The following is a 13442-nucleotide window of genomic DNA, read 5'->3' on the forward strand; positions in this document are numbered from 1 at the left end:
TCAGGGGAGAATTATTTAATGACTTAAACGAATTAGTTATATGCTACAGCAATCAAAAGTGACTCAACAAGAGGAATTGCAACAACTAAAGGACAAGTTTAATGATACTGCTCCTGACGAAACTAAAACTACGTATAAGAAAGGTATAGATGAAGTTGTCCAAAGTGGTATCGTTGAAAAAGCCAGACAAGTAGGCGATGTTGCTCCGGATTTTGTATTGAGCAATGCAAAAGGAGAAAAGGTAAAACTTTCCGATCAATTAAAAAATGGTCCTGTAGTTCTTACCTGGTACAGAGGAGGCTGGTGTCCTTATTGCAACATTACCTTACATCATTTACAAGAAGCCCTACCCGAGATCAAAGCACTTGGAGCCCAACTACTGGCATTAACGCCAGAACTCCCAGACAAATCATTAAGTACTTCAGAAAAACACAATTTAGCCTTTGAAGTTTTGAGTGACATTGACAACAAAGTGGGTAAAGATTATGGTATCGTTTTTCATCTCATTGACGGAGTGGCAAAAATATACAATGAAAAGTTTGACCTCAATGCTTACAATGGCAATGAAGAAAATGAGCTTCCACTTGCCGCCACCTACATTATTGGTCAGGACGGCCTTATAGAATATGCCTTTTTGGATGCAGATTATAGAAACAGGGCAAATCCAGAGGACTTGATAGCCTTTCTAAAAAACAAGAAGTAAAAGCCTGATGGCTTCAAAAATAATAGCCACGGGTGTTAGACAATGGACCAGGAAAAGCCAGTGTGTGATTTTGTCGGTATTGTTACTTTTTTTGTGACAATGCTGACAAAATCTAACCGAAGTTGACTCAACTATAATTTCAAAAATGCTTAATTCCTCACAATTTAGCTTCAACTAACAATAAATTACTTCCAATACAAGCTTTCCGATCTTACTGGAAAAGTGAAATAAAATATTGGAACAGTTATTGAACTACAAATAGTAGCTTAAAAAATATAATCTAAAGTATCTATTTAAAGAAAAGTTGAAATGTATAAAATAATCTCAATTTTCAGTTGTGTGCTATTAATGGCTGCCTGTGATGTGACTTCCGACAATGACCCTGAAAAAGACATTAACCCTAACGTTACCGGTACAAAATTTGGGTTAAGCACAGTCTCTTTGGATGAGGCCTATAATGCATTAAAAACATCTCTGGATAACAACGATCAAATCGGCATTGTGGCAGAAGTAGATCATTCACAAAATGCTACATCTGTAGGTAAGGAGTTGGGTACAACCAAAATTATCTTTTTTGGAAACCCAAACCTTGGTACCCCTTTGATGCAAAAAAACCAGCTTGCGGGTCTAGACCTCCCTCAAAAAGTATTGTTTTATTCAAAAGAAGACACCGTTTTTGCCCTCTATAATAGCACCGACTATTTGGCCTCGCGTCATGCCTTGGGCGGGGAACCAAGCCTCACCCAAATTTCCGCAGCCCTGGAAAACCTTGTGGGTGGAGCTATACAGAATAGCCTAAGTAGTAGCGTATCCCAATCAGTCACTGCGAATGAAGGAGTTGAAACGGTAACAAGTTCTCAAGACTTTGAGGCGACCTACCAAAGTTTACAAACCATTATTTCGGGAAATGAAAACCTCACCATTCTGGCCGAATTGGATCATCAGGCAAATGCCCAAAGCAAAGGACTTGAATTAAGACCTACAAAAATTATAATTTTCGGAAATCCCAATTTAGGTACCCCATTAATGCAGGCATCACAAACCATTGGCCTGGACTTGCCTCAAAAAATTCTTGTTTGGGAAGATGCAGATGGTGCCGTCCACCTTTCTTATAACGATCCTGAATTTTTAAGGCAACGCCATCAGATTACCGGAAGTGATACCGAAATCGAACAGATTACCAATGCCCTTCAAAATATAACCAATGCAGCAGGGGGATTAAATTAATCAGGATACGTCTTCATTTCTAAAACGGGAATGGTTATAGATCTAGCCGTTCACTGAAATTAGCAAAGCTATATGGCCATTGTCACCAACAGCCATATAGCTTTGTTTTTATAGGTCTGAATAATCAGTAGGATATAAGAAAAGCGTTACGTTTTTTGAAACGTTGTGTTGGTATTCTGGAAGGGCAGATAGCTCTTTCCAATAGGCATCACTTCTAAAGGTATCCCAATGAGCATCACGATCAGCCTTGTTTTCAAAAGTCGTCATATACATCAAATTAGGCATGGTACTCCCAGCTATTACCTCACCATAAAAAACAGCATTAAAGCCCAGTCTTTTAAAAAGTCCTACTTCATCACCATCGTTGAACTGCTTGATCTTGTTAGCTGAAATCTTCTCAGTATGTCCCTCGTAGCTTCTCAATTCATAGATTCTATCCTTCTTTGGACCGTCTAAATCAGGCACACCATACTTTGGGTGCTTCACAAAAGCATTAAGCAAAATCGTCTCTATTCTATCGTATGGAGGATTGGTATAAGGGGCGTCCAGGTATTTGCTTCCAGCAGATTGGTATTGCTGATCCTTTGCTAGTTTTGAATCTATTTTAGCAATCTCCTTCTGAGAACTAAATGGTATCAGCACATAAATCAATTTTTCATCCGGTTTACTTCCCTCGGATGGCGTAACAGGTTTGAACACGCCAACATGTTTAATCCCTGCTCTATGAAGGGCAGGAAGGTAGGCCTGTTCCAGGTATTCATCTACAACATTTTCCTGCTGACTGGTGGACAAATGATAAATTTTTATCTGATAAAAGTCTCCCTTTCCAGCAAGGGAAAATCCAGTATTCAGCAATAGAATGGCTATCACTGAAAATAACATTATGGTATTTTTCATAGTTTTTTGTAATTAATTGAAATTGCTTGTCAGTAAGAATCCTCTAAGGTTTCTTAGGATCATTGATTCAAGTCCCCATGACAAATTTTTCTCAAGTTATCTAAAAAAACAGATAACCTGAAACTACTAAACATACAATTTAAAAAGCCAAAATGACCCATTTTTATCAATACAAAAAACCCCATACAACTCAATGCTCAAATCTCAACTTTGCCAATACTGGCAAATGATCAGATGCATAATGCTCTTGAATGACCTCATGAAACAGTGTCTGGATTCCGAAGCCAGATGAATACAAAATAAAATCAATGGCTTTACTGGGCTTGACCACAGGAAAGGTATTTGGGCAGCCTTGGGCACATGTTCGGTTATAGGTTTTGTCCAGATGGGCCATGGTCTTGCTGTTTGCCTCCACATTAAAATCTCCCACCAAAACCACAGGTAATGCTTCATTTTCAAAGTAACTTGTGATGGCCTTTGCCTGAGCAAGTGCATTGTCATCACTTGTATAATCTAAATGCGTATTGCCAAACCTGATCTTTTTCCCTTCAGGGAATTCAACTGTAATAATGGAAAGTGTCCTTCTCTCTGTACCTGTTTCCTCGGGAAGATAAAGGGTTTCCATTTGTGATATTGGGTATTTAGATAAAATGGCTGTTCCAAAAGCGCCCCCTTTATAATCGATGCCCTTGGAAAAGTAAAACTCCATCCCGGTGAGCCTTGCCAATTCTTTCGCTTGATCCAGGTGCTTTCCAGATCTTTCATTGTTGACGTCAATTTCCTGCAAACCCACTACATCCGCCTTTGAATCAATTATAACTTTAGCAATCCCATCCACATCTATCAAACCTGGTTTACTGGCAGGGTTGCAATGATGCACATTGTAACTGAGTACTTTGAGCTCAAGTCCATCAACCCGTTCAGGTTGGTCTTCGGAATCAACAATTTCGGAAGGCTCCTGGGCATTGGTGCAAGAAGTAAAAAGAAGGGTGAAGACTAAAAGTAAAAGGTAGGGTGATTTGTTCATAAAATTGATGGTAGAAAGTTTATAGCCTGGGGTCAACCCAATTTCATTAAACCGCTATCGATAGGATTAGGAAATACATTTTTCAGAGAAAGTCAAGGGAATCTCTAACGAAGAAAGACTGCCAAAACCTCTCTTTAGGGTTCGCAGTGACTATTTGGTTGGATTTAATGCGATTTAAAATTGAGTTCAAGTTTATAAGAAATTAATAATTAGTTGAAATTCAGTACCAAATGGGCTTCGAGCGGCAGATGATCTGACCAATGGATGCTAGGAATATGGACCCTGTTTGCCTTTTCCAGATTTTTCTTACTCGTCCAGATAAAATCAATTTTTTTGACAGGATTTATAGTGGGGAAAGTAAAGCCCAGATTTTCATCTGCCATTTTAAACTGTTGGGAAAGCAATTTCATTTCGTCCGTGCCTGGTAAAGCATTGAAATCACCAGTAAGAACAACTGGAACATCTTTCTTAAAAAAATCCAAAGTCTCAGCTGCCTGAATCATTCTTGTCGATTGGTCCAGGGCGTAATGAACCGTAGCAAAATCAAGCTGCTGTCCATTTGGCAAGGAGATTCTTGCACCCAGCAATCCTAGTGACTTTTTTTCGCCATTTTTCATGGAAGTGATCTTTCCATTTTGTTGGCTATTTATGGGATATTTTGACAAGATTCCCAATCCATATGCCCCACCATCGTAGGCAAAATGTCTTAGAAAAACATAATGCATACCCGTGATCTCTGCCAAAACTTTCATTTGATCTACATTGCCTGAACGGTTGCACATACTATCCACTTCCTGTAATCCGACCAAATCAGCCTGACTGCGCTTGATGTATGCACCCATTTCCTCAAGTGTATTCACTTCATTTTTATCTGCCCCATGGTGAATATTATAGGAAATAACTTTAAGAGATTGTGCATGCAAAGCTTGCTCCTTTACCAGCAGCAAGCAAAAGGCGAATAATAAAATTTTATAATTCATGGGCTATATAATTTACTTTTTCCCTTCGGTAGAAAGTATAAATCCAGTAGTTAAACCTGCATCAGGTGAAACCAGAACATTTTCAACAGTTACCTTAATGCGTGTTTCCTCAGGATATTTCCATACCGCTTTCAAGATTACTTTTGTGGTATCATGGGGGCTAATTTTTACCTGTCCCAAAGGATATCCTTCTATATCGTATTCAGCTTTAATCGTTGTCTGAAAAGGAATATCACTATTATTGACGAAGTTAACAACCATGAGTGGTTCTGCTTTCCGTAATTTTCGTTCTATGTAGACTTCTAGAGAAGACTTGAATAAAGCTTCGGCTTCGGGTTTTCTGGCAACAACATAATCACCAAAATACAAGGCTGTTCGCTTAGCAAATAATGCTTCTTCAACTCCTGCTGCTGTTTTCTCTTTGGCAAAAACCAAGGTCATGGGTCGGTGGGTATCTTTGTACCTTGGGTGATTGTCATAATGTTCGTCCGTATTACAAAGCATCGCCAAATCATGTTCCAAGGCCATCCTATGGGCTATCACATTGTAATTTCCGGAATTGACCACTTCCACTCCGGCCAAAATATCCCTGTCCAATAATTCCTGATGAAAAGCTGTAAACAATACGGTGTCCTTCTTGTCCCACCAGCTCCAGCTTGGATGATTATATACCACAAAGGCATTCTGTTTTTGGGCAGCAAGAAATGGCCCCATCAATTGATCATGTGTAATGCTGTCCTTCATCACAAATTCAGCTTTTCCACTTTTCATGTAAGCGGTGGGTAAAATATTGGCATCCTCCAAAAACAATGCATTGTGATGGTAGGGGGCTACCCGTGGGGAAATTTCTACACCTTTGATGATGATCAAACCCTTATTAGCTGCCGCTTTTGATGCAATTTCATAGGATTTATTGTAATCTTTATCGATTAGATCGGGAAAGCCTTCGTAATCGATATGCTCGGTAAGTGAAATCACATCCAGGTCATCCCTTAGTGCTTCTTTTACCCGAAAGGTGGGCCAAACATGTCCGTCAGAAAAAACGGTATGCATATGGAAATCTCCTTTAAGCGTATAAAACCCGGGAATATCGGGAACAGTTATTTTACTGTTTTGAGCGAAAGAAATACTGCTGATGACCATGGCCACCAGCAGTAAAATTTTAAATTTCTGTTGCATTGTTAGAAATAAATCAATCCCAGCCCGGGTTTTGTTCAAGGTTTGGATTCAGCAGGATGTCTGAATTGGAAATGGGATGAAGGTATTTCTTTTCAGAAAATTCTCTTTCTTCATCATCTCTCCAGATCAGGTGACCTTTGGTACCTTCAGAAAGTTGAGAGGCAGTTCCGTCAATAATATAATAGATCACGCCAGGTACTTTTGTGTCCGGAACCGTCTGCACGAAAGAAACATCAGGAGTTCCATTGCCATCCAAATCCATTGGCATATCTAGTCCGGGAACGTAGATTCCTTTCCATTGCATTTCCATTAATTCGCCTTTTTTCCAACGAAGAAGGTCATCATACCTAAACCCTTCATAACAAAGCTCTATGCTTCTTTCTCTTCTAATTTCAAGTAAAAATTTATCTGAAATATCAGGGAAGTAGGTGTTTTGGAGGTAGCTATCTGCAGTAGTTGGTACCACTGGATTGATTCCAGCTCTTTCCCGAAGTGTACCTATGGTTTGAGACCATATGTTTTCATCAAATTCTCCTAGCTCGGCTTTTGCTTCTGCATAATTCAAGAGTACCTCTGCGTATCGGATCAGTGGAATGGAATTGTAGGCTTCTGAAATTCCATCCAGTCTTTTGTCGTCGAGACTATGCTTTAATATGTGGTAACCAGTGAAAGTATAGCCAAAGTTTGGTGGGGCTGCACTCCCATCACTTCTGGTATAGCCAAGGGAACGGACAGTTTGTCCGAGTCGGGCATCTCTATCTTTCATTTCGTCAACAAATAAGAATTCATCATACCCTTGCTTGTCTGTAAAGCGACTGCCATCAGTCATCAGGTAGGTATTGACAAATTGCTTGTTCAAGCCCCAACGTGCCCCATAAGTAGCGCTATTAAACTTCCATGTGATGTTATGCCACCTTCGTAATGCATTGTTGTAAACCACAGCAAACATTGTTTCAGTGTTGACCGGGTTTTCACTGGTAAAAAGCACCCTATAATCCGTAGCCGGAGTTCCATTATTATACAGCGAATACATGCCAGCATCCATTACTTTTTTTGCCGCATCAGCAGCTTCCATCAAAAATACGTTTGCTGTAGTACCTAATCCAGCTTCACTATGGTACTTTCTGAACGTTCCTTCAAAAAGAGTCACCCTTGATTTGAAAGCCAAAGCAACTTGTCGGGTAACCATCGAGGAGGTATTGTCCTTGGTGTCTCTAATATGCTCCACTGCAAAATTTAAATCTTCCAATACATTGTTCATCACCAATTCACGAGAATCTCTTGGTTTGTAGAGGTCTTCCTGATCAGAAGTATCAAGCGTTTTGGTATACCAAGGGACATCCCCATACTGTTTCACTTTTTCAAAATAGAACCAGGCCCGAAAGAATCTTGCAATGCCTTCGTAATGGTCTCTGGCTTCTTGAGGAATGACTTCATTGTCAAAGTTTTCAAGAAAATAGTTGATATTCCTTAAATTTGTCCAGTTCCATGAACCTTCATCTACAGAAGAATACGTTCCGGAAATGAAAGTAGGAGACTGATTTTTAGAAGTAAAATCCCCCATTTCATCACTCTGAACTACCGCCAACCCACTTGGAAGCATCCGCTGATAGAAGGATGTGGTAAATAACTCCAGGTCTTTTTCGGATTGGAAAAAGGTATTCGGTACCAATTTATCCACTGGCTCGGTTTCCAAAAAGTCTTCGCAGGAACTGAAAAAAAAGATGGAAAAGATGGCCATTGATAGTAATAGCAATGATTTTTTCATAATCAAATAGCGTCAATAATTAAAATGAAAGGTTCAAACCGAGGGTATAGGTTTTTAGCATGGGATAGGCATCTCCCTGTCCATGGCTATTGGTCATGCCTCCGGTGGGAGATTCGATAATTTCCGGATCAAAATTATCCGTATGTTTGTAGAGTCCTGAAAAGGTCAGAATATTCTGTCCACTTACGTAAACCATTGCTTTTTTCAGTCCCAGCTTACTTATAAGCGGAGTTGGAATGGTATAATCCAGGGTCACGTTTTTCAATCTCAAATAACTGGCATCCTGTAAAAACCTTGTTTGAGGTGCACCAAGTGATCTGGTAGTACTCAATGCAGTATAACCTCTGAATCTTGGGAAATAAGCGTCAGGGTTTTCTTCAGACCAGATGTCATTCATCATGATTTCAGGTTGGAAACCATAAGGACGGTTATAAGGACCATAGAAAAGATCTGCCTCAGGAGCAAAATACCAATCTCGCTTGCCTATCCCCTGAAAGAATGCGGAAAGACCAAAGCCATTCCAATCGCCCGAAAGGGTGAAACCAAATTGGTACCTTGGCGCATTGTTTCCAATAATTCTTCGATCTCCCGAATCATCTACGGAATTAGTACCTTGGTTAATAACCCCATCATTGTTCAAGTCAGCAAACTTTAAATCCCCTGGAAGCCATTGTCTGTTATTAGAGTTGACGATGTAACTCTGATCAGCATGGCTGGCAACATCTTCTTCTGAAGTGAAGAATCCCATGGTTTCATATCCCCAGATTTCGCCAATACTGGAACCCTCATAATAGGTGCTTGAGATAAGCTTATTGGGATTATTAAACTTGGTAATCTTTGCCTTACTGTCCCAAACTGAACCAGAAATACTATAGCTAAAAGGTTTTGAGCCCAAGGAAAACTCATCTCTCCAAGCCATGGTGTATTCCCAACCTTTGGTAGACAAGTCAGCAAAATTTCCGTAAGGAACTGTTGCTCCAAAGACATTTGGCAAGGGCTCACCATAGGTGAACATATCCGTAGTCAATCGGTTGTACCAGTCAAAGCTCAAGGTGAACTTTCCACTGTACATGGAAGCGTCCAAACCTATGTCAAAGGTGGTGGCCTTTTCCCAGGTAAGCCCAGAAGGAATCGCTCCAGGTAAATAGGTATATCCTTTTTGAATGCCATCTAAAATCACACTAGTTTTGGCCACTGTCATGGTTTCCATATAGCGGTAAGGCGCTACATTCCCATTGCCAAGCGTTCCATATGAGGAGCGGATTTTCAGGTTATCCAACCAACTTTTGGTAGTGCTCATAAAGCCTTCCTCGGAAAGATTCCAACCTGCAGAAACCGATGGGAAAAAGCCATATCGCTGGTCACTAGGGAATTTGGAGGAGCCATCATACCGACCATTGAATTCCAATAGGTATTTCTCATTAAAACGGTAATTGAGTCGGTAAAAAGCACCCATATACCTCCACTCACTTCCGCCACCACTTATAGTATAATTGAGGCCATCCATTAGGTTGAAATCTGGCTTGGTCTCTACCAATAAGCCATCTCGCTGAGCGTTTAAGTTTGACGCACGGTTACTTTCCACATTATAACCCAAAAGCAAGCTGAAGTCATGCACTTCGTTAAAACTCTTTTTTAACTCGGTTGTAATATTTGAGCCCCAATAAGTGTTTTCATCTGTCAACTCCCGCAGCAAACTTTGACCAAATCTTGCAGTCTGACCCGGTGCCGAACTGTAGTTTACAAAATTATTGAACCGAGAATCTTTATTAAAGGTCTTGGAAAAAGTAAAATTGGCTTTAAAAGTCAATAGGTCACCAAAAGGAGTGGCCGTAAGCGTAGGTGTATTCCTTACAAAGAATTTGCTTTGATCCGATTTACTGCTACCATCTACATAGGAAGCACCTATATAGGATCCGGATTGCGTAAATGTACCGTCAGGGTTTTGCATTACCGCCATTGGAAAGCCCTGAACTGCCAAATATCTCCAAATTCCAGCATCGCCATTCGCCAAAAGGGGATATTCATATTTGTAGGTACTGAGGTCAAAGTTATTTTGAATCGTCAACCAATCAGTAAGCTTTACTTCTCCTTTTGCCCTTAGATTGTACTTGTCAAACCTGTCAGAGGAGTACCTGAAAATCCCATCCTGGTGATAATAAAGGCCAGATATATAATAACTGGCTTTGTCAGTTGCCCCCGATGCACTTATAGAAGCTTCTGTAGCAGGCATCTTATCCTTATGCAGGTAATCAAACCAATCGGTACTACCAAAATACTCATAGCGGTTCAATTCCTCATTGAAAACCGTTTCTGGTAAATTTGGGTTATCGTTGTGATTTTTCAGCTCTTCTAGGTATTCAAGTGAAAAAGGGAAAATACTGTTTACCGAGATAGGGTGGGTTTTGTAATCGTACCAACCAGTAAACGCCTCATCAAAGTTTTTGGCCCACTCATAACCATTTGTTACCAGGTTAGGAACTACTGTTCTCTGGTTTACAGAATGGCTGATTTTAACATCTACTCCTGAATGTCCTTTAACTGGGTTTTTGGTGGTAATCAAAACCACACCAAAAGCTGCTCTTGAACCATAAACAGCTGCAGAGGATGCATCTTTCAAAACAGTCACACTTTCTACATCATTGGGATTGACCAAGTTTGGATCTCCTTCTACTCCATCGATCAACACCAAGGCATCACCACCTGCTCCAATGGATGTCGCACCACGAATATTGAAAGAGGCTGATCGTGTTGGACTACCATCGACCATCTTGATGTTCAGGTTGGGCAAAGCTCCCTGAAGCATCCTTGTCAAATTGGGTGAGGGTCTGTTTTCAATGGCTTCTGAGCCAATTTGAGATACAGCCCCTGTCAGGTTAATTTTTTTCTGGGTGCCATATCCTACGATTACTACCTCTTCCAGCTCCTGAGGATTAAGGGTGAAAACAATGTTTTCTCTCACAATTGGTAGCACTTTAGAATCATAGCCTAAAGCCGATGCCTTGATTTCTTTGCCTAGCAAAGATTCATCAATCTCCATAAACCAATTTCCATCCAAATCAGCCATTGCCCCTTGGCTGGTTTCCGAGATATATACACTCGCACCTGTAATGGGCTCATGCGTCTCAGCGTCCAAGACCCTACCAGAGAGATTGATTTTCACTTCAACCATTTTCTGGGATTTCTTTAAAGTAGGTTTGACCGCTATGGATTCATTCACTTGTTTAAAACCAAGCTTTGCTTGAGCTGCCACCTCATAAAGTAATGTTTCAAGGTCTGAATTACCGGAAAGTGCAAGTGCTTTGTTTTCAACCGCTTCGGGGTTAAAATGAAACCTAAACGTGGTTTGCTTTTCAACTAAGTGAAAAAACGCAAGTACAGAAGTCTTTCTGGACTGAATGGAAATTTGTGTCTCGTTTAGATGCTGCGCCTGAATGTTGTTGGCAATGGCCATTCCAGATAGGCAATTATTCAGCATAAACACAAGCATTAAGTACTTTGAGGTATCCCAAATGCTTTGTAGTAGTTTTTTTTTCATAATTTTGATAAATAATAAAAGGTTGAGACTGGTAGGTGTCCTATCGTCAAATTTGTACACCAACCCGCCAGTAAAGTCATTCGATCTATTATCCGGTGGTATCATTTACCACCGGATTTTATTTTGCATGGTGAAGCGTATATTGTTACATAAGTGTCATTTAGTTCGTAAGTTATGTTTAGTGCATAGCTGAGTGTTTCCAAAATTTGCTCCAGGCTTGCTTGGTTAAATTCTCCACTGTAATGACAGTTTTTTTCATTACCCACTATTTTAATGGGTATTTTATACCATTTTTTTAAAGTGCTTTGGATCTCCTCTAATCCAGCATTTTCGAAAGTTATCATACCCTGACGCCAGTCAGGAAGCTTGTCCGCATCAAAAAATTGGATCTCACTTACTCCCTTCTCTTCCATCCAACTTATTCTTTCCCCTTTTACCAGTGTGGCTGAATTTTCACGGGATTGCTGATCAAAAAACATGACTCTTCCAGAATAAACAGAAAGTTCTATTTCATTCTTTTCATAGGATTTAAGGTTAAAAGAAGTGCCTAAAACTACCGTGGAAAAAAGCTCCGGTAGTGATTTGAAAGGGGAAATCAGGATTGCGTTTTACCTTAAAGAAGGCTTCACCAGTGAGTTTAACTTTACGATTTCGGGAAAAATCTTCCGCATACTCCAATTCAGACCCTGTACTCATCCAAATTTCGCTACCGTCAGGTAGAAAAAAGGTGGAGACTTTACCTATGTCATTGGTATAAACCCCAGCTGCTAATTTGACTGGCGTTTCCTCTTCTGAAAAGGTGCTTAACAATCCGTAAGAAGTAAAACATATCCCAAGGAAAATTGCGGCCTTCCATAGCCAATCCTTTAAAAATGGATGCTTATTCTTCTTCAGGTGCCGATCTATAGGATGTGTTTTTTCAAGGATAATGTTCCATGAATCGGATTTAATTTCGCTAAGATTTTCAGGAATAGCTGTCTGCTCATTAAGAGACTGGTACCAAAGATTTAATTCATCAACCTCTGGTTTGCTCCCTGCTTCTCTGTTGAAAAGCTTCCGTATTTGTTCTATTATTTTTTGAGAATTCATAAATGTGCTCTCTGTATATAAGAGCTCGAAATCACCTTTTCTATCTAGTCAAAATCCATTAATGAATCATGAAGAAAAATAAACTTAGTAACAAATTGATAATAAAATCAAACGATAATTAAGGAAAGGATTACTACTGAAAGTAGATTGTTCTCAAGTTGTCCTTGAATTTTCGAATTGGCCTGGCTTAAATGATTTCTAACTGTAGACTCTGCCACATTATAGGTCTCTGCCAACTCTTTTACGGTTTTATTTTCAAACCTGTTTTGAATAAAAATTTGTCTGCTCCTTGTAGGCAAGGCATCGATTGTATCCATCAGGAAAGCATACAATTCATTAAATTCCATAATCTTAAAACCATCCTCCCTATCAATAAAAACATCATTAGGTACAGCGGTATCAAGTTCATCAAAAACGATTTTTTCCTGTTCGATCCATTTGAGGAATTGATATTTCAACATCGTAACCAGGTAGCTTTTTAGGTTATGAATTTGCTTGAGGCTTTTTCTATACTTCCAAAAGGCAATAAAAGTCTCTTGTGCCAGATCTTTCGCCAGATCTTGGGATTTTGTTTTTTGAAGGGCTTGAAGAAAAAGCAATTCCCAATAGGCATCAAAAAGCAGTTTAAAGGAAGCGTCATCATCCTCATTTTTTATTCTCTGAAGAAGCAGTTGTTCGTTTGGAATCGCTTTCATGCGCTTAATATTTAAGGCAAAGTTAGCTTTAGCACGAGTGACCCAAGAAGAATTTATGTTAAGGATTGATTATGATTTTGACTTTGTATTTAACCCAAAATAAGCAAGAGACATACAATGAATTGCTTAAATCAGTTCAAAATCTATTGGTTGCTGTTTGGAGAATTTACCATAGTGGTACTGTACTAAAATCTTCAAACGACTTGATTCTCTTTCGCTTGCAACATTTCCAGGTAGCGAAGGGAATTCTGTTCCATACTACCAGTAAAAATAAGGGGCTTAATGACAATGGATCAAAAGAAAACTAAGGGGCTTTTTAGCCTAAAGCTTAAGCCTAAT

Annotated in this window: 12 protein-coding genes; 3 read left to right on the forward strand and 9 right to left on the reverse strand. The window is 39.6% G+C overall.

Annotation, left to right across the window (positions count from 1 at the left end):
- Positions 1-40: 40 nt before the first annotated feature.
- Together ADICYQ_RS19175 and ADICYQ_RS19180 are read left to right on the forward strand one after the other, a co-directional pair.
- The gene (locus ADICYQ_RS19175) at positions 41-703 is read left to right on the forward strand and encodes a peroxiredoxin-like family protein (protein ID WP_020889608.1); all 663 of its coding nucleotides are present in this window, start codon (positions 41-43) and stop codon (positions 701-703) included.
- Positions 704-1012: 309 nt separating this feature from the next.
- Positions 1013-1930 (forward strand): DUF302 domain-containing protein, encoded by a 918-nt coding sequence (locus ADICYQ_RS19180; RefSeq protein ID WP_020889609.1) that lies wholly within the window; start codon positions 1013-1015, stop codon positions 1928-1930.
- Positions 1931-2038: 108 nt separating this feature from the next.
- On the opposite strand, the gene ADICYQ_RS19185 is transcribed toward ADICYQ_RS19180, so the two are convergent.
- The 9 genes from ADICYQ_RS19185 to ADICYQ_RS19225 form a co-directional block, all read right to left on the reverse strand.
- Positions 2039-2827 (reverse strand): NIPSNAP family protein, encoded by a 789-nt coding sequence (locus ADICYQ_RS19185; protein WP_020889610.1) that lies wholly within the window; start codon positions 2825-2827, stop codon positions 2039-2041.
- Between the two features lie 190 nt (positions 2828-3017).
- On the reverse strand, positions 3018-3854 hold the full coding sequence (locus ADICYQ_RS19190; RefSeq protein ID WP_081652398.1) for an endonuclease/exonuclease/phosphatase family protein: 837 nt from the start codon (positions 3852-3854) through the stop codon (positions 3018-3020).
- Positions 3855-4063: 209 nt separating this feature from the next.
- Positions 4064-4834 (reverse strand): endonuclease/exonuclease/phosphatase family protein, encoded by a 771-nt coding sequence (locus ADICYQ_RS19195; RefSeq protein WP_040417146.1) that lies wholly within the window; start codon positions 4832-4834, stop codon positions 4064-4066.
- 12 nt (positions 4835-4846) lie between these two features.
- Positions 4847-6013, reverse strand: coding sequence for an Sb-PDE family phosphodiesterase (locus ADICYQ_RS19200; RefSeq protein ID WP_020889614.1), 1167 nt, complete (start codon positions 6011-6013; stop codon positions 4847-4849).
- 13 nt (positions 6014-6026) lie between these two features.
- Positions 6027-7781: a RagB/SusD family nutrient uptake outer membrane protein gene (locus tag ADICYQ_RS19205; protein WP_020889615.1), complete on the reverse strand. Its 1755-nt coding sequence runs from the start codon at positions 7779-7781 to the stop codon at positions 6027-6029.
- A 19-nt stretch (positions 7782-7800) separates the two neighbouring features.
- On the reverse strand, positions 7801-11319 hold the full coding sequence (locus tag ADICYQ_RS19210) for a SusC/RagA family TonB-linked outer membrane protein (protein WP_040417183.1): 3519 nt from the start codon (positions 11317-11319) through the stop codon (positions 7801-7803).
- Between the two features lie 101 nt (positions 11320-11420).
- Positions 11421-11798, reverse strand: a complete 378-nt coding sequence (locus ADICYQ_RS19215) for a FecR domain-containing protein (protein WP_020889617.1) — start codon at positions 11796-11798, stop codon at positions 11421-11423.
- A 55-nt stretch (positions 11799-11853) separates the two neighbouring features.
- Positions 11854-12408, reverse strand: a complete 555-nt coding sequence (locus tag ADICYQ_RS19220) for a FecR domain-containing protein (RefSeq protein WP_020889618.1) — start codon at positions 12406-12408, stop codon at positions 11854-11856.
- 107 nt (positions 12409-12515) lie between these two features.
- A complete protein-coding gene (locus ADICYQ_RS19225) occupies positions 12516-13103 on the reverse strand; it encodes an RNA polymerase sigma factor (protein ID WP_020889619.1) in 588 nt (195 codons plus the stop codon).
- A gap of 71 nt (positions 13104-13174) precedes the next feature.
- On the opposite strand from ADICYQ_RS19225, the gene ADICYQ_RS19230 reads away from it, so the two are divergent.
- Positions 13175-13411 carry a hypothetical protein gene (locus ADICYQ_RS19230; protein WP_020889620.1) on the forward strand — a complete coding sequence of 79 codons (237 nt, stop codon included), beginning with the start codon at positions 13175-13177 and terminating at the stop codon, positions 13409-13411.
- Positions 13412-13442 lie beyond the last annotated feature (31 nt).

This window comes from Cyclobacterium qasimii M12-11B (genome assembly GCF_000427295.1).
GTDB classification, from domain to species: Bacteria; Bacteroidota; Bacteroidia; order Cytophagales; family Cyclobacteriaceae; genus Cyclobacterium; species Cyclobacterium qasimii.